This window comes from Streptomyces sp. N35, assembly GCF_016464295.1.
In the GTDB taxonomy this organism is placed as follows: Bacteria; Actinomycetota; Actinomycetes; order Streptomycetales; family Streptomycetaceae; genus Streptomyces.
In genome coordinates this window covers 6,168-25,280 of record NZ_JAEIMH010000091.1, presented here as the reverse complement: position 1 = coordinate 25,280, position 19,113 = coordinate 6,168, and the positions used below count along the sequence as shown (strand labels likewise).

The window sequence follows — 19,113 nt, the reverse complement described above, 5'->3', positions numbered from 1 at the left end:
CGAGCTCGACCCCTGCACAGCACCCAGGCTTTTCGGGCGGTCCGTGCTGGTGACGCCGGCTGGGGTACGCACTTGCGCTCCTCGACACCTTGCATCAGCGGGAGTTCGAGGACGCTGTCCGCCCCCTGATGTACCGCGATGGCTGCCCGGATGCGGTCCGGGTCGTTGATGAACCGGCCACCCGCGCTACATCGAAAGATGTACTGCCATGCTCCCTGCTCTGCGCTGTACGCAACCACCGTAAGGGCCTGGGCCCTTACATGCCGTGCAAGTTGGCGTCCCTATCGCAACGACGTTTACAAACTCCCCTATGCCTTAATCGAGTTGGGCCACGTGGCTGCTGCACGAATGCAATGTCAAAGGATGCGCTGCTGTCGTCAAAGGGTGATTTGAGAGCTCATTGCCTCGGATGACGATCTATCAGCGTAAATGGCTAAGAATTGCCTCAAGGATGAGCGAGGACAGCGCCTTGGGTACGGATCGCCGCGTAGCGCCCGAGCCGCACCCAATGACTGTCCCCGCCTCACAACAGCAACAGGTCCAAGGAGCGACATGAAGAAGCGCATGCGCATAGCCATGCTGGCAGTCACCGTTGCCATGGCGGGCGGCGTGGTGGCCGGCGGCCTGGTGGCCGGACCGGCGATGGCTGAGGACCAGCAGGCCCCGGTGTCGCAGACCTCGGCCGTCGCCACGACGAACACCGCGATCACGATGGACTCGGTCTTTGACAACGCCAACCGTTCCATTGAGCTCTCCGGAACTGGCATCCCGAACCATTACGTGTATCTCACTTGGGGCTGGTCGGGCGGGTCTTCGCACCGCGTTATCCAGATTGACGCCGACGGCACCTGGAAGAGCGGGCTCAACGGCCTCCAGATGGGCGAGAACTACGTGTTCGCGCAGATGACGGCTGATTCGCAGCCCGACCGGCACACTGTCTGGGAGGGGTCAACAGACAAGTTCCGTGCCACCGTCACCAACACCGGCGCGACCAACGAGTTCACTGCAAAGGCTGAATGGGTGACCATCGACGGCAAGAACGTCGTGCGAGTCACCGGCACTGGGAACGAGGGAGACTACATTTCCCTCGACGTACACGACAGCACCGAGACCTATCGCACGATCTCGCTAAACGTGTTGGGCACTGGCACATGGGGGAAGGACTTCGTCGACGGCGACCCCTATCCCGTCCCCTCGTCTGCGAACACGGTCACGGTGTCGCGTTGGCTGAACGGCGTCCAGACAAAGCTTGACGTGCCTATCAGTCGGTGAGTGAACTACTTCCATCCCGTCTCTGCAGAGTGAAGGTGCAGGTCCGCCGGGTGGTGTAACTCGACGAGGCTCCTGGTCGTTGCGGTGGTGTTCTCTACGCACCCACGCATCGGTCGGGAGCCTCGCTTGTTCCGGGACTGTCGGAACGGCTCTTGAAGAATTTTGTAGGCGTTGATCGTCTGGGCTGGAGTGTCAGTTGAGCAGGTTGGCGTTGCCGCCATAGCTCCCGTGCGTTCTGCGCGCGTTTGGCCTCGATTTACGGTGAGCCGCGCTTCCCCCCAGCAGGAACTATGCGCGGTGACCTCCTTCAGCGCGGCTTCCAGGTCGCGCCACAGGAGCCGGCGGTCCACGACCTCAACCATCGTCGGGTCGCCCTCGAGTGTGGCCCGAGCGAAATTGCCCGCACCGGCCCGGCAGACCACCCGCACTGCTGGATGCGTGCGCAGCCACGCCGACACCGTCGTGACCTTCCGGTCGGGCAATATGTCGATGCGCCGACTGGTTTCGGCGTTGATGATGATCGTGGCGTAGAGGTGGCCTTTGAGCAGGGCGAACTTGTCGATTCCGATGCCCCATGGAACCTCGTGCGCGGCCAGCGCAATCCGTATCAGGCAGTTGAGCGCGCTACCCAGCTCGGCACCTGGTACAGCGCGGCCAGCAGTCGGGCACCGGCCGAGGCGGCCAAAGCACCGGTGATGGCCTCGATCACCGATGCAACGCCGGTGTCCGCTGCTGATACTGCTCCGTCAACCCGCCGCCTGCTCAACGGACGCGACTCTTGGGATAGGCCGGGTTCACTCGATGACGACCGGTCTGCACCGACGCCTCTTCAGCAACTTGCCGCACATAGCGCGGGTTCGGGCGGTATATGCCCGGGATCTGTTACTCCCTTGGTCGCGGGGAGGCTGGCGGTCCTGATGTAGCTACCCCAGCTGCGCAGCGAGCGGAGCCAGCTGCGCGCAAGGGCGATTGGTCAGTGCAGCCGATCTCCACGGGCTGCGCCTCGCGGCTCGCGGCGCGCCGACCTGCCGGCGGAGACCGGAGACCCGTTGATCCCCGTCCTGTGATGTGGTGATTTGACGCCGGTAGTTGCCAATGTTGCCTGTTGACCGGTGTGTGCGGTTTGTGTGGTTAGCTTTCTGCTTGGGGTCGGTCGTGTGCGGCATGGTGGCTGGGGAGATCCCAGCACAGGGCGTGGGGCTCACGTCTTCATGAAACACCGCGCAAGGCTGGCCCTTCTTGCTCAGGCGTGATTACGAGGCGGTTCGACTGAACGAAGCCCTGGTGGCGAGGTAGTTGGCTGGTCGTGCGCCTTGCTTTCGCGGCCTCGCTTGCGGAAGCGCTGTGCAGCGCCGGCGCCTCAAGCCCCTCCGCCGATGTCTGGCGGCAGGCTTCCCAGGACTCGGCGAGCAGCGCCTCGCGTCCATGGGGCGGAGCGAAGCGCTTTCGCGGCGACAGCGGCGAGGCCGTAGTGCTGCTTTCCCGATCTAGCCAGGTAGTTGATGCGCATATGGAGGGTGGGGGTGGGAAGCGGAGCCAGCAGCGGTCGGGGCGAGGAACCGCGAGAGGTCACGCGACGGGTGCGGCGAGCCCGCGCAGATTCATTCTGGGGCAACCTGCCTCGATGCTGTCCCACTTGAAGGGTGGCGACCGCATGAAGTCTGGCAGCCCGGTCTCCGCGCACCGTCTCACGCTGGTGCGCGACCTTGCCGACGAGAAGGCCGCTCAGGGTGACCACGAAAAGAAGGGCCCCGCAGCGACGCGAACCGCGCGGGACCCCAAACAGGCACGCAAGCGAGGAGAGACAAAGCCAGCATGACCTGGCAGAACCTTACGACCTTCGCCCCGCCCCAACCCGGAACGCCACTGACTGTCCTCGTCGACACTGAATCGGCCCGCGACCTCGCTACCCTCATGCGTACCGGCATCAGCCCCGCCGAAGCAGTCAGGGCGGAGGCATCGTGGCCGACGGCCTACGCGAACCCGCGCCCCTGCATCAACCGCGCCAAGCTCGCCGTCCGCGGCAAAGACGAGCGTGGCCACATCCTGCTTGACTCCAGGTACTTGAAGCCTTCTGGCCGGCGAGGAGATATGCCTCCGGGCAGGTGAATGCTCGACCCGAAATGCCCTGGACGACGACCGCGTACTCACTGATCCAGCAAGATCTGCGACGTGCTGACAAGAATCTTGTGCGCGACCGCAGCTTTCGCCGCATCACTCATCGCCTGGGCGATCTGTGATCACCTACGTCATCCCGTGGACCCCTACGGCCCGGACCTGACTAACCCTCGCGCACTCATCCTCGGCCTCACCGGCACCGCGATCGGGCTCACCACCGGCTTCATCGCCGCTGTCAACGTCCTTGCGACGACCTGACCGTCGCAAGCCCGACATGCCCGCACGCACAGCGCTGCTCGTCTTCGAAGACACTGCCCTGTGTGGGGCCTCCGTCGCACCCAGGGCTCAAGGGACGTGACTGTGACGACCCGCCGGCTCATCGACTATCAACGAAATCCAGGCTCACCTCACCAGACGCGACACCGGTCACCCCAAACCGCGGTAGAGCAGCCGTAGCGAGCCGGGCCCATACCTCGGAGGTCGACGGGGCGAATCCGGCCGGCGGAACCACACCGGCCAGCTGCCGCACGGTCTCCCTACGGTCACCAGGTATCAACCAACGAGCCCCGATACGCAGCCGAGCGGCGCGCCATGATCGGTAGACAGGCCCGGAGCGGGCGTGGTCAGCCTTTATGGCACGGGTAGCGAGGGTTCACTGACGTGATCACGATTATCGGCATAGGGTCTTTCGCCCTCTGGGTGCTGGTCCTGGCGAGCATCATCACCGCCGTGCTGGACACTCGACGCCAGGAGAAGCGACGCATCACCTGACAAGCTGGCCACCACTGTGTCGGTTGTGCATGATCCGGCATCCGTGCCGGCATCAGCCATACCTGACTCGCCGAACACGACAGTCAACTAATGGCGGGCAGACGTTGACCTGATCCCGGGACCATGCGGGACTAATGGCCCCCGGCGAACGTCCTGCTGCCGCGTAACGTTCCACCCAGAGCGACGCCCCGCGACGGCATGGCGGGGGTACGCACGTGCCGACGTGCCGGGCGTCGTTCGACCAACTCCGAGCCCCGCTCAACTTCCCCGTTCGAGCAGGCTCGGAAGCCGGGCAACGGACTGGTTCTCCAGGCCCGGCACCGGGCCCCAGCAGTTCCCCTACTGTCTGCGGGCCCCATCATTTCCCTCGCTGGCAGGTGAGCCCGCGGGCGAGGGGACGCCGGCCCGCGATCGTGGCAGATCGGGTCGGCCCGCGGGCCCGCATCCTGAGCATAGAGTGCGGGCCCGCGGCCAGGCAGCTCCTTCGGATTCGGCCACAGGGAGATGCGGCCATGGTCTGGGCCACCTGCCCAACACCGCGCAGGCTGGTCCACCTGGACAGTGCCGCGCATCCTTGCCCGGGACGGACGGCGAGGCGCTGCCCTACTCAGTGACGGCACCAGGCGCACGGAGACCACCAGGCTCGAGGTCGACTACAAGGGCAATGTGATCGTCGCCGACGACACGAAGGCGGAAGGCCTGGCCCGGCCCTGGATTCCCTACACCTGCGCCATGGTCAACGAGCCCACCGACTCCACAGGGTGGTCAACCCTCTACCAGCGCAGGGGATTTGCCCAGAACCCGCGAATGCGGGCCAACCTCGCGCCCATTCCCGCCGGCACACCTGGCGGGCAGGTCCGCCTCATCGTCGACGAGCAGGTGATCGCCACGGTCACTGCACCGACTGCGATCAACACGACGTTCGACGTGCCTGACTACCGCTACAACAGGGCCGTCAGCTACCGCATTGAAGCCCCGCCGCGCCGGCTCCGCCAGCCGCGTATACGCCCGCCCCTACTACCTGTACGCCGTCGAATCCGGCGGCACTGCCATGCTCCTGAAAGACATCCCAGGTTTGAGCGATGAGCCGGGACCGAGCGGCGACGACGGCCAGGAACACACCCCGAGCCGTAGGTACTGCAGTGCTTGTTCTGGGTGCCTCGCCGCGCATGAGGTGATGCGCCCCATGGCGGCGAGGCGATACAGCAACCCCGGCCTTCGGCACCGAGTCGGTTAACCGGGTTGCTGCCCGCCCGAGTGGCAGCTTCCTCGGGCGGGGTCTGTGTGCCGGCGCTCGAAAGGGGCCCAACCCGAGTGCTCCGAGCGCCGCAGCCAGGTGCGCCGAAGGGGCATACGACCACACCTGACACCCCAACGCCTCACCCGCCTAGCGCGTTACGTACGGCTGTTGTCCATCACCCCAGGGAGGTAATCGTCGTGCTGCCTGGCAATCTGGCAAGGGCACCGTGGCCAGGCACTACGCCCGCCCCGACAAGCCCGCCACCGCCCACCGGGGCCGCATCGTATGCACCCCCTCGCCGGGCCTGATCACCGCCTCCGAAGGCGACGTCATCATGGCCTGGCCCGTCGCCGCCGGCCTCGACTTCGCCGGCCGCATCCACGTCGAACTCCTCGCCACCGACAACACCGACGTACGCCCCACCGACTGGACGTACGAAGTGACCGAACTCCTTCACGGAGCCCCGGCCCGCAGCTACCACGTCTTCCTGCCGCAGCACGCCCCCACCATTGACCTCGCCGACATTGCCCCGTCGAACCCGACCAGGGCACCTACCTGCCGGTCCCCGGACCCCTAGGACCCGTCGGCGCCACTGGCCCCCAAGGCGAGGCCGGCCTGCAAGGTGAGCGGGGCGAACCAGGACCCCAGGGTGTGCAAGGCATCCAGGGAGAACAGGACCCCCAAGGGCTGACTGGGGCCGCATCGGCGCCGTCATCACCATCGCCCGTTCCTAAGGCGCCGGGCGGCCGGCCGCGGCGGGTCTCGCCGCAAGAGCCACCACCCGCATCTCGTGCGAGGTGATGGGATGTCCCGGTGAGTGGGGGGCGCTGAAGGCGTCCCGGGACACCCCGGGCCTGGCCGCGTCTCGCGCCGACTCGAGACGTATGCCAGACCTGGAGGGATCATCCGCCGAGCGATCCTGAGGACACGCTCCGCACACGCCAATTGGCCTGAAAAATGCTGGAGGTTGGCCATATCTGCCGCGCATGAGTGCGCCCCGGGGCGGCCGTTGGTAGGGCTCACTCCCGGGGCGCACAGGCTTGAGCGGTGGCACCCGGGGCCATTGAAAGCACACCACCCAAGCAAGATCATTTCTATAGGAAAGGTGCATTAGTTTGCAAATGTAGTACCCATCCAGCACTGTCTGGAGGGTCCGCCCGCCATGTAACGCGCACGCCAAGATCCCCATGATCAGGGGCGTGACGATCCAGTTCCTCGGCCCCCGGTACTCGACGGCCGAGCATTCGACCTGCCCCGGCTACATGCGTAAGCTCCAGAACGAGCACATGGACGCCAACGGTTGGGCGGATTCTGCCTACAACTACGCGGTCTGCGAGCACGGTTACGTCTTCGAAGGCCACGGGCTGCACGCCCAGAACGCCGGCAACGGCAACACACACTCAACCGCCGGCACTATGCCGTCCTCGCGTTCGTCGGCTCCTCCGGCCACACGACCCCCACCACCGCGCAGGTCCGCGGCATCAAGCACGCCACCGCCTGCCCCGGCGGCCGCTGTACGACATGGTCAAATCCGGTGCCCTCGAACCCGGCACGAGCGGCCCATGCCTCGACAAGTACCAGCCGTTCCCCAGCGCCGTCTGGTTCAAGAAGAATCCCCACTCGCCCATCGTCACCGTCATGGGCCGCCGCCTGGCCGCCGAAGGCTGCTCTGCCTACAAGAACGGCCCTGGCCAGCAGTGGACCGACGCCGACCGCGCCTCGCATGCCAAGTGGCAGCGCAAGCTCGGCAATTCATGCGTCGATGTCGACGGCTGGCCGGGCCCCACCTCCTGGACCAAGCTCCACGTCCCCCACACCTGAACGGGCACCCCCTTGAATGCCACCAAGCACTGGGCCGCTGTGCTCGAACGCGCCCTCAAGGCCTTCGTCCAGGCCCTGCTCGCCGTCCTCGGCGCAGGCAGCTTCGGCCTCCGTCCTCACCTCCATAGCCGGTGCAGGGTTCAGGCCTGATGGGCCTGGCCGCGTCGAGCAGCTGTTCCGGCCCAACTTGGAAGAGGGGGCGCAGCAAGGGCCCTGCACGCGATGTGCAGGGCCCTTCTCGCCAGTGAGAGCAGCGGTATCGGTCCTAGATAGGCGAGCCGTCATAGATGATCGAGATGGTGCTTGGGCCGACGTTTGAGGGTGTGCAGTATGCCCACGACCAGGCGCCCCACGTGTTCCGCTGGTGCACCTGTAGCTTCGGGCCGTACTTGGTGATCTTCTGTGCGCCGTTAATGCAGACGATCTTCACCTGGTATTCGTCAAGGTTGGTGTCAGTCTTGCATCGCACGCCGCCCGCAACGCCCTGCTTGCTCGTTTCACACGTGGACTGGATCGTGAAGTCAGGCTCGTACGGCGGAACAGGCTCAGTGGCTGCGCCCGCGACGCCCATACAAACAGTCCCGAGTGCGGCAAAAGCAGCCCCGGTGGCCGCAAGGGATCGAGCAACAGTGCGAGAACGTATCCCCAGTTGACGCATGAGTGGGCCTTTCGTGAACAGTCTTTGGCGCACGAGAAAGCTAGAGCTGATCGCCTCGGCCGCACCGACAGGTGGGGCCCGCGAGATGCGGCCGAGGCGTTGTCAGGACCCTGGCACGCGGAAGTGGATCTTAGGAAGGGGCGAACTGGGGATAAAAGGCAATCTCGTCCGCAAGTAGGACAAGCAATCAACTTATGGCTACCAACCTCCGTGAGGAGCCCCGCGGTTGAACAGCCGCAGCCATCTGGAAACCGCCAGCGCGCTGACCGCCATCACTGCCGATCTCACGGGGGTGGGCGGCATCGGCTGGCATGCCCGCGAGCGCCGCCGCCAACAACTCATCGAGCGAGCCCGGGCCTTGGAAGCCCAAGCCGGTGCCCTCGAAGAAGTCCTTGGCGGCTGGCATGGGCGCTCTGCTCGTCCAGTCATCCCCGCCCTGCAGAGCGTCATGCAGCGCCTCGCGGGCACCTACGCCAGGCCTTCTGGCATCGAGCAGGAGCTGTATCCCAACTGCGGCAGCAGCCTCCGCGATGCCGTCGACCGCCTGGAAGCCCGCCACCAGCACTGACACCGAAGACCCCTTGACCAGGACTGGGTGGTCATAGAGGCCTGCGTGCTGCACGCGACTCAAGGACAAGGCGAGGACCTCGTCCGCCCCAGGCCGGGGCAACCGGCCGAGGGGGCTCTACTGCTCGCGTAACCCACTCATGCCGGCGCTTTGACGACTGCCGTTGACCGTTCCCTCCTTGCGGGGCTAGGCGGCGACTTCGAATTCACCGCTAAGGACCTTCGCGCCGCAGGCTGCTGTGGAGAACTGTCAACGGTCATGTAGTTCTGGCTCTTCGGCGCTTTCCGTGAAGCTGTTCAACTGGCGGGCAGGATGCGGCGTTTGAGGAGATCGAATCCGGTTCGGCCGTAGTGCTGGTGCTTCAGCATTTTGATCCTGTTCACGTGTCCCTCGACTGCTCCGGAGTTCCAGGACACAGTGAGGCCGGCGGTGACGGCCGCGAGATCCTTGCGCACGCCGTTGGCGAAGACATGCAGATCCTTGATGTCGTGCTGCTCGGCTTCCTCGAGCCAGTCGGTGAGGCGGTGACCGTCGCGCCGCCGGAGGATCGTCGTGAAACTGCGGGCGAGCCGGTTGGTGGTAGCCCACCAGTTCTCCGCCCTACGCAACGAAATCACCGGCGTCACCGCCAAGGTCCTGACCGCCAACCTCCGCGACCTGGAACGTGACGGACTGATCACCCGCACCGTCTACGCCGAAGTGCCGCCGCGCACCGAGTGCAGCCTCACCCCGCTGGGTGCCAGCCGGATCGAACCGTTCATCGCGATCCGAGGCTGGGCCGAAACCCATGCCGTTGAGATCCACCACAACCGCAGCCGCCACGACCAGACGCACCGAGCTGCCAGCGAATGAACGGTCTACCTCCGTCTTGACATCCAACCCAAGCGCCGCAGGTGAGCGCACTGCACCCGACTAAGAAGCTGTGAACCGTTCCGACTTTCCTGCCGGTGATCAGCCGGCTCGTGGTTCTGGGCCAGCGTAGTGGGCTGCCTCGTACCCGGTGGGGCTGATCATGCCCAAACTCCAGTTCACCGGGGAGATCAGCCGGCGGTACGCCGCCCCGCACCGAGGCGAACTGCTCGGCACGGGGCGGGTGGTGACCCTGCAATTCCCCACCGCAGTGACCTTCGATCATCTGGGGCTTTGCGGAGATTTGTCCATGGGGGAGACGGTTGCCCTGAGAGCGGCGGAGGTTGCTTTCAGCGATGCTCTGCGTCAAGGCGCCAGACGGTCGCGATGCGACGGTACGGAGGGGCTACCGAGGGAGGGCCGGTGCCTACCCCAGGGGCCTGCCCCTGTCGGGGCCCAGCCCACTGTGTTTCCCGATCTACAGGCGCCGATCTCCCTGGGCGTGGCTACCGAGAGTGCCCAGGCCTCAGCCGACTCCGCCTGTGCGGCTGGCGCGTCGGCGTACTGACACCACGGCTCCGGTCCCGAGCGCGATGACGACGGCGCCCGTCACCAGGATCCACGTCCAGGGCAGACCGGCGCCGGTCTGTGCCAGGTCGCCGTTCACGGACGCGTCCGGCTGGTTGGGGCCGCCTCCGGACGGGGGGGCCGCGCCGCCGGGGCTGGCGCCCGGCGAGGAGGCAGCGCCGCCGGAGCTGCCGCCGGACGAGCCGCCGCCGGATGTCGAACCGCCGGAGCTGCCGCCGGACGAGCCGCCGCCGGATGTCGAACCGCCGGAGCTGCCACCGGACGAACCTCCGCCGGTGGAACTACCGGTGGACCCGCCGTTCGACCCGCCGTCACCATCCCCCTCGTGCTTCTTGAGGCCGAAGGCCTTGATGACCTCTTGATCAATGCTCAGCCCGTCGGCGGTCTCGGCCGACGCCTTAATGGAGACCGTGGCGCCTGGCGTGTCCGGCGTGGTGAATTCGGCCTGCCATTGGCCGTTGGCCCGCTTCTTGAGCTTCACCGGCGCCCAGCTCTCCCCGTCGTTGTACGAGACCTGGAGCGCCGCTGTCTTGGCCTTGACCTGCTTGCCGACCCATTCCTGGGTCGCTGCGCTCAGCCCGAGGCGTACTGGACAGCCCGCGGCGACGTCGCCTGCGAGGTCGGTGTCCAGGTCGAAGGCCAGGTTGAGTAGCTGCAGGTCGCCCTCGAACTCGCCCTCGGGCAGCGGCTGGTACGTGAACCCCCACTCGGTGCGGGTCCTGGTGGAGGTCTTCCACACATCGCCGTCCCGCGAGCCGGTCGCCACCACCCGGTACGACTTGACCTCCCTGGGCAGGTCGTTCGCCCAATACCGGCCTGGATCACTCTTGATCAGAGTGTCGCCCTGGTAGACGGCGATCTCGCCGGTCTCGTACTCGTCCTCAGGCATGGAAGCGGAGTGCCCGGTGCCGGAGCCTGACCACATGGGGACGTTGACCTGGACACCGAAGGCGTCGGTCAGAGTGCCGCCGAAGTCGACGCCGAAACGCGGGTGCTGGATCGGCGCGAACCACTTCTGGGCGTACTCCTTGCCGGCCCGATAGGTGGCGCGCCCGCGCTCCTGGAGGTCGGCCGCCGAACCGGTCCCGATGCTGTGCTCCTCGTACCAGCGCCCATCGGCCGGCGTTGGCGTCACGTACTCGGTGCGCGTGCCGGGGTAGGACTCGACCTGGTCGATGCCGACGCCGCGATGGCCCCACTCGGGGATGAAGTACCTGAACCCGCGCCCCACCACCTCGCGGTGCCCGTAGAAGGTGTTGCTGACCTCGGCGAGTTCCTTGTGGCGCGGAGCATAGGCCAGGGAGCGGTCCGGGATCGCCCCGTCGTGCGTCTGCACCAAGTCGTAGAGGTAGTCCGGGAATCGCTTCTGCTCGATGTCCAGCTTGCCCTTCCCCGACTCGGCCTCGGCGATCAGTTGCGCGCCCACGGTCCGTGTGACGGAGGCGATCGCGATGCCCGGATCGTTGCTGTCGTCGTCGTTCGCGTACGTCTCGTACAGGCGGCCCTGCCCGTCATTGACGGTGATCAGCATGGCGGCGCCGGCTGCTGCGGCGGCTCGAGCCCGGTCCACGGCACCGACTTCGTCGCTCCGCGTGACCAACACAGCCTTGCCCCTGGCATCGATGCCAACGTAGTCGGCGGCCGAGCCCTTGCCCGCTGACACTGTGCGCAGCTCGCTGCGACCGTCCTTGTACGCGGTGCCCTGCTGGCTGGTCAGCTCGACGCCGCGCGCGTCACCGGTCTCTGCGTCGAGGAGCTTCTCCCTGTGCCGCCAGTGAGTCATGAACTTGAACGTGCCCTTGGTGACCTTCTGCGTCGGTGCGGCATAGACCGCGTCGTACTCCGGCAGCAGGACCAGCGCGGCGTCGAAGCCGGGACCGCTGGTGCCGGTGCCGTCGGCGTACGACCGGTGGAAGTTCATGACTGTCTGGGAGATCTCGGTCTCCTGCTCGGTGCTGGAAGTGACCTTGCGTGCCTTGCTCGCGTCCAGATGGACCGTGGTGTCCTTATCCAGGACGGTCTCCGGCGCGCTCAGCAAGGCCGTCCCTAGCGAGTCGTCGCGTTCGCCCGTGACATCCAGCCAGGACCAGGCGGTGTATGTCTCCGGCCGCAGCCGCAGCGTCGTCTCGCCGTCGACGGCGACGGCGACGGGGAAGGCATTGCCTTCAAAGGTCAGTGCGACGACGCCGGAGGCCGGTTTTCCGTCCCGCCCGGTGAGCTTGATGGTGTACGAGTAGAGCTCCTGCTCCTTGAAGAGCGCGAAGCCGGTGTGCGCGACCGCCTCACCGTTCGCCGTGTCGGTGGCGACGACCTGGCCGGAGAACGACGTGTTGGCCGGCACGTGCGTCGGATCGAGCGAGAGCGTGACCTCGGCCGTGCCGCCCGCGGGGACGGTGACGGTGGGGTCGGACAGGCTGTACGCCGGGTCCTGGGTGTTCAGGGCCAAGTCCAGCGTGACGTCCGCGTCGCCGGTGTTGCGGTAGGTGACCGTACGGTCGGTCTTCTCGGCGTCCTTGTACGGCCAGGAGTAGACCGCGGCCTCGACGGATCCGGTGGCCTCGATGGTGGTGTCGAGAGCTGCGGGTATGTCGAGGCGGCCGGTGCCCATCGAGTACGGGTCGTAGTCCAGGCGTTTGGAGGAACTCATCAGCGTGTTCTTGATGCGCTGGCCACTCCAGTCCTGATGGCGCTGCTTCAAGATGGCCGCGCCGCCCGCCACATGCGGGGTCGCCATCGAAGTACCGCTCAGCTTCTGGTACATCGACGACTGGCCCGGAACCGCCTGCGAAGCGGCCGCTTCAATGTCCACACCTGGCGCGGACACATCCGGCTTGAGAGCGTACGACCTGACGAGCGGCCCCTGACTGGAGAACGAGGCGCGCTGGTCACTCTTGTCGACGGCGGCCACTGTGAGAGCGGACTCCGCCGACCCGGGGGAACCTATCGTGCCGACCTGGCCGGCGTTGCCCGCCGCGATCACGAACAGCGGCCCTCCGTCAGCGGACAGGGCATTGACCGCCTGGGCCATCGGATCGGTCCCGTCATCGCCCTCACTCGAGCCGAGGCTCATGTTGACGACGTCGGCGCCCTGCTCCTTGGCCCACTCCATCCCGGCGATGATCTCGGATGTCAGGCCGAAGCCCTCGTCGGAGAGCACCTTGCCGATCAGCAGATCGGCGCCCGGCGCGACTCCCTTGTACCTGCCGTCGGACGCAGCCCCGGAGCCGGCGATCGTCGAAGCCACGTGGGTACCGTGACCCTGCTTGTCCGTAACTTCCTCGCCCGGTATGAAGCTGCGCGAGCCGACAATGGTGTCCTGCACATCCGGGTGCGACGTGTCGATGCCGGTGTCCAGGACAGCGACCTTCACCCCCTCTCCGTCAAATCCTTGCGCCCAGGCTTCGGGGGCACCCACCTGGCGCACCGACTCGGACAGATCGGCCTTGACCCGGCCGTCCAGCCACACCTTGCCGATCCCGTCGGCAAGCCGCGCGTTCTTCCCGGCACCCGCGGTGAGGCTTTTCCAGAACGCCCTAGCCTGCTTAGAGTCTGCCTTCATCGCCGTCGCGTCGACGCTCGCGAGCTTACGCACGGCCTTCGCACCCCTGGGTGCGGCGGGCGGATGCGCCGAGCGACCCGCGGGGGCGGTGGCTATGAGGGGAATACCGCCCGAGCGCTTGTCGTCATAGCCCGCCTCGGCGAGCTCGGTGACGTTGAACAGCCGGTGGTCCAGCTTGCCTTTGGCGAGCAGCGGCAACACCTCACTCGGCAGCACGTAGGTGCTTGCGCCGTACGTCTGGACCTCGACACCGCCTGTCGCACCCTCGGCCCGATCGACCGTCACCACGTCCTGGCCATCCGGCAGGTCCTTGTAGTGCACGACATCCCCGGTGATCAGGGTGATGCCGTACGAGGTACCGACGGCTGACTCCGCGTCCTTGGCCCCGTCGGAGGCGATCGCCGATGCCGGTGGCAGCAACAGCCCGCCACCGATAGCAAACACGGTCGACGCGATCGCCACACGAGAGGCCCTTCGAGGGCTTGTTGGCCGTGGTGACGTACTGCTGGGAGTTCTCACGCGTCCTCCTGGCGATATAAAGATCTCGTGAGTGAGGACGCGACTCCCGGCGCAGCATGACGCAACCCGCCCTGATCATCCCGCTCTACACACAACGCGGCAGCCGGAGCGGCGAGTTCGGGTCCCTTCCGTCGGGCGCGCTGGTAAACGTGCTGGTCATGGCGCTGTGTGTCAGGTATTGATGTCAGGGAGCTGGTTTGCCTGATGATTGGATATTTCTTATGGGATTGCCCTCGTTGACTCTTGCTGAGCGTTCCGCGGCGTTGGAGAAGGCTCTCGTGGTGCGTAAGGAACGCGGCAATCTGCTTGCGGGATTGAAGAGCGGCCGGCTGTCGCTGGGAGAGGTCCTGGAGCGCGGGGACGCTGTGGTCGCCAAGACACCGGTGCGCCGCTTGCTGGAGGCTCTGCCGGGCATCGGCGAGGTACGGGCGCGGCAGCTAATGGCCGATCTTGGTATCAACGAGCGCCGTCGTGTCCAGGGGCTTGGCGCCCGGCAGCGGCAGCGGTTGCTGGAACTTTTCCCGAGCCAAGCCTGACCAGGCGCGGCAGTCTCTGCCGGAGGGGCGAGTCCTGGAGGTGTGGGCGGTGTGGCAGGCTTGGGGTGCCTGCCTCACCGCCGCGAGGCGCGAGTCCGGCCGCGCTCACATGGCCGGCCCCTCCGGAGGTGAAAGGCGCGGTACCGGCGCGAGTTCGGGTTTGTTGACGGTTCTGGTCGACGCCGAGTTTGCCCGCGACCTCAGCGTCTTGATGCGCACCGGGATGGGCGCCGCCCAGGCCGTCGGCCAGGCGGTCAACATCGTGGCCGGCGCCTACGCGAACGCCTGGCAAACGGGCCGTATGCCTGCCGGACAGCGTCCCCGGATCGTCGGATTCGACATCGCCCCGCCGGCGGAAGGCGGGGAGCGGGCGCCGGAGGCCGGTAGCCGGTGCAACGGAACCTCCGCTACGTAGCGATCAGCGGTGCGCGGCGCAGGGATGCCGGCTCCCCGTTACACGACCGGTTCGGGGGCGGCCGCGCCGCTACTGCTCGCCCGCCTGCCGCGTACGCGCCCATCGCAGCCGAAAGGTGACTGAAAGGCTGGCCACTTGGCGAGTGTCCTCCTGGTGCTGGCCGCAGGCGGCAGCACCTGCTTCCTTATCCAGGGCTACAGCCCAGTGAGGACGCTCTTCGCCGGCGCGACCCTCCTCCTCATCGGCTTCGTCATGCTCTATCTCGGCCTGCGACCCCAACTTGTCGACCGCAACCACGCCGAGATCGACCGCCTCCGCCACCAGCACCCAACCCTGCACAACCCGCGCGTCGGCAAGGACCTTCGGGCCACGGGGCTCGCAATCTTCGGCCTCGGGCCGGCGTGCACCCTCTTCTCGTCAGACCTGGGCTCCTTCGGCGGCCCCTTCCAACTTGCAGGGCTCGTCGTATTTGTCGTCGGCCGGCAAGACCGCCGACTTCGAGCCGAGCAGGCAAAGGTCCTTGCCGACATCCGGCCGTCCACATAGGCGGCCACGACGGAAGGCAATCGAGATCGTGCTCACGGCTCTCATTCTCCTTCTGGCGTACAGGGCCAGCATGCGCGCCTTCCGACGCCTGCAGGGGGCGAAGAAGGCGGCGGCAGTGATGGCCGTGTGGCGCCGTAGCCCTCGCAGCCACATTGGCCGCCAGCGGGGCGTTCCAAGGCCAGAGCGACGCCTACCTCACTGTGAAAGATGGCTCCGACGCTAGACCGGCTGCCCGGCTTGGCCATCCAGCCCGTGAACCGACGGATGAGCGAGTGCGCCGGCAACGCAAGAGTCGGCGCACTGGCAGCCGATACCGTGATGGTGGATACGCGGCCTCACCGTCAGGAGACAGCCCCGTTGGTCACGAACTATCAGTACGGCAAGCTCAAAGCGGCCACCGCCCACCCCCAAGGACGACTCCCGGACGATACGTCCGAGCGCTCCATCACTGCCATGAGTGACTGGATCACCTTCCACGCAGCAGACGACGGCGCCTACTACGTCATCAGCGACACCGGACGCGCCGCCGTCGCGGCCGAAGACGAACGTCGCGCCCGCCACGGACAAGCATCCGAAGCCGTCTACACCGACGTACGGCTCCGCATCGAGGCACAGCAGTGGTACGCCTTCGAAGACCGCTGTCAACGTCACGGCCAAGACCCCCACTATGTCCTGGCCCGACTCATCAACGCATACGGCAACTGACGTCCCCAGCCAGCACAGTGAAGGCATGGCCCTGATTCTGGTTGCCGCAGCCGAAGCTGCCCGGCACTACGCCATCCCTGCACGCACCGTGCAGCGCTGGGCCGCCGAACAGCGCCTTATCCGCTACGGCACACCCCGCCGACTCCATGTCGGCCTCCGCGAAATCGACCAGCTCTACTGGACATACCGACTGCATTTGCGGGTGTTCGCGGAGAGTGGTCGTACCCGGCCCCAGAGGTGTGAGGGCCGGGTACGAGGGTGCAGCCATGTGCCCATGGGCCGCGGGTGAGTGCCACGTGGAGTGCACTCACGATCATGGTGCGGTGGGTGGCTTCCAGGCGCCTGCCGGGCTACTCCAACCGCGTCATGGGCTGGCTGGTGGTGGTCGTACCCGGCCCGAGCGGAGTGGGCCGGGTACGACAGTTGCGGCCATGCGCCATTGATGGGCCGCAGTTGGGGTGCCCCTCGGAAGAACACCCGCCGTGTTCACTGTGGCCCGGGTGGGGCTTGGGTGCTTGCCGGATTGCTCCGACCGAGTCCGGGGGACTGCTACGCCCCCAGGGCGTGCTCCAGGACGAGGTGTTCCACCGCGTCGGCGGCGATCTGCTCGGGAGTCTCGTTGGTGCCTGTGCGGCCGCATCCGCCATGGCGGCCGGGGGTGTTGACGGCGGTGGTGCACCACCGGCTCGCATCCCACCTCGTGCAGTAACACCGTTGCAGATTGACCGGCTTCTTTTGGCCAAGAGTAATCAACTTATGGCGCTGTTGTGACTCTGATGTGCCAGCCAGGGTGATGTTCACAGCGCTTCACTTAGCGTTGTGGGCGGCGTGACTTGATGAGCGTGAGGAAGTGCCGGAGCCTCTTTTGCGAATGCTCCAGTACGTGTCACCCAGTTCGCGGCGCTCGACTGCACTGCAGAGGGATGAGTATATGGAACTTGCTGAGCGCGCCGTGCGTTCTCCATCGGATCGCGCCGGCGGTGGAAAGTCCAGGTACAGGAAATCAACACTGACGACCTGCGCCACGGCGACCATCGTATCGGCACTGCTGTTGGCCTCGTGCACGACAGGCTCCTCAAAGGAGGATGCAAACGCAGCTTCTGGCGTCGCAAGCGCCACCGCCACAGGGGCGGACCCTTCCGGAGACAACGCGTTCGACAGGGTGAAGAGTCTGATCGACCAGGCGAACAATGCGTTCACATCACCTGCCCGATCGTCTACGGCAGGGAATACGAGCACCCTCGAATCCAACAATAGAACCATCGCGACAAAGCTTCTTGCCGCACACGAGCTGGCGCCATATCGGTCGGATCTGCTGTTCAGCGCCGCCACGGCCAAAATTGCGAATGATGACGTTCCCGGCGCCATCAAGCTTTACAAGGAGATCCTCCGGCAGAACCCGAAGGATCTAGATGCGCTCAGCTACTTGGCCACCTGGGCGCGCTACTCTCAAGATCAGCCTGGTGTTGACTCGGCTATGGGGCAGATCAAGGCGATCGCTCCGGAACGATTTGATGACCTGAACGCAGTGTTCGCGGATATTGACACCAACATGTCCGCCCCGATCACTGACCGGCCCGACATCGGCGCACCGTCTGGCGCAACGACCGCAATCGTCGTACTCGGTTACGCCCTTAATGACGATGGAAGCATGGCACAGCCGCTCATCGACCGCCTTGAGAAGGCACTGGAAGCCAGCAAGGAAGTTCCACGTGCGCCCATTATTGTGACCGGTGGTGTGGAAAAAGCAGGAAACATCGAGGCCGAGCTGATGTCTAAATGGCTAACGGATAGAGGGGTGAAATCCGATAGGATGCATCTCGAGAGTTATGCGACATCAACCGTCGAGAATGCTTCATACTCTTTTGAAATATTCAACGGGTTGAACGTGGATAGGGTGATCCTGATCACTTCAGGAAGTCACATGCGTCGAGCCAGTACAATCTTCCAGGTTACCAGCAACATTTGGAAGCGCGCCCGAGTCACGTACGTCGGCCTCAGTGCACTCGATAAATCAGCAGAAGAACTTGCAACCCCTACATCAATAGAACGCATAAGTATCTACCGAGACTCTATGAGCTCCCTCGGTTTGTGGAGCTATCGAACCGCACCAATTCTCAGGCGGTAACGGATAGCTCGTGCCGTGGTGGCTCGTTCGGCGTGCACCGCAGGTTTTCCATTCGACCCCGCTGGCTGAGCCGGACGAGCCTGCTGCCGTGAGCCGTATGGACCAGGATCGCGGGCTTGCCCGGGTCGTCGGCCGCCATGACCTGATGATGGTCGCGGAGCATGCCGAGGGTGATTTCGACGACGCCGTCGACCTCTACGGGATCGGCCTGGTGTCGCGGGCGATCGGTGTGGCCGGCAACCGGCGGATCAAGCTCGGGACCCGTGCATGAACCGTGCGTGGCCTGACGTGGTGGCCGCGGCCCGGTGCGCGGACCCGGCCATCGATCCTGAGGTGTTCCATCGGCCGCAGAGCGTGCAGCAGGCCCGGCAGCAGGGGGTGGTGCTGAAACGGCTGGGCAGAGCTACGGGTTAGGACTGGGCGGTGCCTCGTGCTCGGTGATGGTCTCGCTCATCAGGCTTCTCCTTGATCATCGGATCTGCCGTCTATTGGACACTCCCGGCCCAGGCTGCCGTCCGGTGGGCTTTGCGGTGGGCGGGCTTGGCCCGCACGGTGACATCGAGTCGGGCGTCGAGCTGCTCCTCGGCCATGAGCTGGGCGGAATCGGCCGGTACGACCTGGGTGCGCCCCGTGGAGGTTTCGACCTCCACGGATATTCGCACCCGGCCGGCGGCACGGTCCACATTCACCGCCTGGCCCTTGCCGTTGACCGCGACCCGGTCGCCGGTAACGAGGGTGAGTCAGTGCCGCCCGCGTTGGGTATGCCTGTCGGGCAGCCCCGGCCGGGGGTGCCCCGCCGGGCCCCAGGCGCGGGCGGGGT

General features: G+C 65.9%; 19 protein-coding genes. 14 read left to right on the top strand and 5 right to left on the bottom strand.

Going from position 1 to position 19,113, the window contains the following annotated elements; translation table 11 throughout:
- The first annotated feature begins 552 nt into the window (after positions 1-552).
- A complete protein-coding gene (locus tag JAO81_RS34740) occupies positions 553-1,272 on the top strand; it encodes a hypothetical protein (RefSeq protein WP_199551972.1) in 720 nt (239 codons plus the stop codon).
- 5 nt (positions 1,273-1,277) lie between these two features.
- On the opposite strand, the gene JAO81_RS44130 is transcribed toward JAO81_RS34740, so the two are convergent.
- Positions 1,278-1,787, bottom strand: a complete 510-nt coding sequence (locus tag JAO81_RS44130) for a hypothetical protein (protein WP_374194388.1) — start codon at positions 1,785-1,787, stop codon at positions 1,278-1,280.
- A 1,657-nt stretch (positions 1,788-3,444) separates the two neighbouring features.
- On the opposite strand from JAO81_RS44130, the gene JAO81_RS34730 reads away from it, so the two are divergent.
- From JAO81_RS34730 to JAO81_RS34700, 6 genes are all read left to right on the top strand, one after another.
- Positions 3,445-3,648 (top strand): hypothetical protein, encoded by a 204-nt coding sequence (locus JAO81_RS34730; RefSeq protein ID WP_199551971.1) that lies wholly within the window; start codon positions 3,445-3,447, stop codon positions 3,646-3,648.
- 1,179 nt (positions 3,649-4,827) lie between these two features.
- The gene (locus JAO81_RS34725) at positions 4,828-5,247 is read left to right on the top strand and encodes a hypothetical protein (RefSeq protein WP_199551970.1); all 420 of its coding nucleotides are present in this window, start codon (positions 4,828-4,830) and stop codon (positions 5,245-5,247) included.
- 380 nt (positions 5,248-5,627) lie between these two features.
- On the top strand, positions 5,628-5,978 hold the full coding sequence (locus JAO81_RS34720; protein ID WP_199551969.1) for a hypothetical protein: 351 nt from the start codon (positions 5,628-5,630) through the stop codon (positions 5,976-5,978).
- Positions 5,979-6,922: 944 nt separating this feature from the next.
- On the top strand, positions 6,923-7,222 hold the full coding sequence (locus tag JAO81_RS34710) for a peptidoglycan-binding protein (protein WP_199551968.1): 300 nt from the start codon (positions 6,923-6,925) through the stop codon (positions 7,220-7,222).
- A gap of 12 nt (positions 7,223-7,234) precedes the next feature.
- Positions 7,235-7,372: a holin gene (locus tag JAO81_RS44125; RefSeq protein ID WP_199551967.1), complete on the top strand. Its 138-nt coding sequence runs from the start codon at positions 7,235-7,237 to the stop codon at positions 7,370-7,372.
- A gap of 734 nt (positions 7,373-8,106) precedes the next feature.
- Positions 8,107-8,448, top strand: coding sequence for a hypothetical protein (locus JAO81_RS34700; RefSeq protein ID WP_199551966.1), 342 nt, complete (start codon positions 8,107-8,109; stop codon positions 8,446-8,448).
- A 296-nt stretch (positions 8,449-8,744) separates the two neighbouring features.
- Here the strand turns inward: JAO81_RS34700 and JAO81_RS34695 are convergent, their stop codons facing one another.
- Positions 8,745-9,056 (bottom strand): transposase, encoded by a 312-nt coding sequence (locus JAO81_RS34695; RefSeq protein ID WP_199551965.1) that lies wholly within the window; start codon positions 9,054-9,056, stop codon positions 8,745-8,747.
- Here JAO81_RS34695 and JAO81_RS34690 point away from each other — a divergent pair.
- Positions 9,025-9,300 (top strand): helix-turn-helix domain-containing protein, encoded by a 276-nt coding sequence (locus tag JAO81_RS34690; protein ID WP_307814044.1) that lies wholly within the window; start codon positions 9,025-9,027, stop codon positions 9,298-9,300. The genes JAO81_RS34695 and JAO81_RS34690 overlap by 32 nt on opposite strands.
- A 523-nt stretch (positions 9,301-9,823) precedes the next feature.
- On the opposite strand, the gene JAO81_RS34685 is transcribed toward JAO81_RS34690, so the two are convergent.
- Entirely contained in the window at positions 9,824-13,906 is a 4,083-nt protein-coding gene (locus JAO81_RS34685) for a S8 family serine peptidase (protein ID WP_307814042.1), read from the bottom strand.
- A 278-nt stretch (positions 13,907-14,184) separates the two neighbouring features.
- Between JAO81_RS34685 and mihF the strand changes: the two genes are divergently transcribed.
- The 4 genes from mihF to JAO81_RS34665 all read left to right on the top strand — a co-directional run bounded on the left by mihF (position 14,185) and on the right by JAO81_RS34665 (position 16,165).
- Positions 14,185-14,499: an integration host factor, actinobacterial type gene (gene mihF, locus JAO81_RS34680; protein WP_199551986.1), complete on the top strand. Its 315-nt coding sequence runs from the start codon at positions 14,185-14,187 to the stop codon at positions 14,497-14,499.
- 163 nt (positions 14,500-14,662) lie between these two features.
- On the top strand, positions 14,663-14,914 hold the full coding sequence (locus JAO81_RS34675) for a hypothetical protein (RefSeq protein ID WP_199551963.1): 252 nt from the start codon (positions 14,663-14,665) through the stop codon (positions 14,912-14,914).
- Positions 14,915-15,049: 135 nt separating this feature from the next.
- Positions 15,050-15,460: a hypothetical protein gene (locus JAO81_RS34670; protein WP_199551962.1), complete on the top strand. Its 411-nt coding sequence runs from the start codon at positions 15,050-15,052 to the stop codon at positions 15,458-15,460.
- Between the two features lie 453 nt (positions 15,461-15,913).
- The gene (locus JAO81_RS34665; protein ID WP_199551961.1) at positions 15,914-16,165 is read left to right on the top strand and encodes a hypothetical protein; all 252 of its coding nucleotides are present in this window, start codon (positions 15,914-15,916) and stop codon (positions 16,163-16,165) included.
- A 549-nt stretch (positions 16,166-16,714) separates the two neighbouring features.
- Here JAO81_RS34665 and JAO81_RS34660 read toward each other — a convergent pair.
- Entirely contained in the window at positions 16,715-16,966 is a 252-nt protein-coding gene (locus tag JAO81_RS34660; RefSeq protein WP_199551960.1) for a hypothetical protein, read from the bottom strand.
- A 130-nt stretch (positions 16,967-17,096) separates the two neighbouring features.
- Here JAO81_RS34660 and JAO81_RS34655 point away from each other — a divergent pair, with 130 nt between their 5' ends.
- Entirely contained in the window at positions 17,097-18,293 is a 1,197-nt protein-coding gene (locus JAO81_RS34655; protein WP_199551959.1) for a YdcF family protein, read from the top strand.
- A 97-nt stretch (positions 18,294-18,390) separates the two neighbouring features.
- A complete protein-coding gene (locus tag JAO81_RS34650) occupies positions 18,391-18,564 on the top strand; it encodes a hypothetical protein (protein WP_233416350.1) in 174 nt (57 codons plus the stop codon).
- A 214-nt stretch (positions 18,565-18,778) separates the two neighbouring features.
- Here the strand turns inward: JAO81_RS34650 and JAO81_RS34645 are convergent, their stop codons facing one another.
- Complete coding sequence (locus tag JAO81_RS34645) at positions 18,779-18,982, bottom strand: hypothetical protein (protein WP_199551957.1); 204 nt, start codon at positions 18,980-18,982, stop codon at positions 18,779-18,781.
- Positions 18,983-19,113 lie beyond the last annotated feature (131 nt).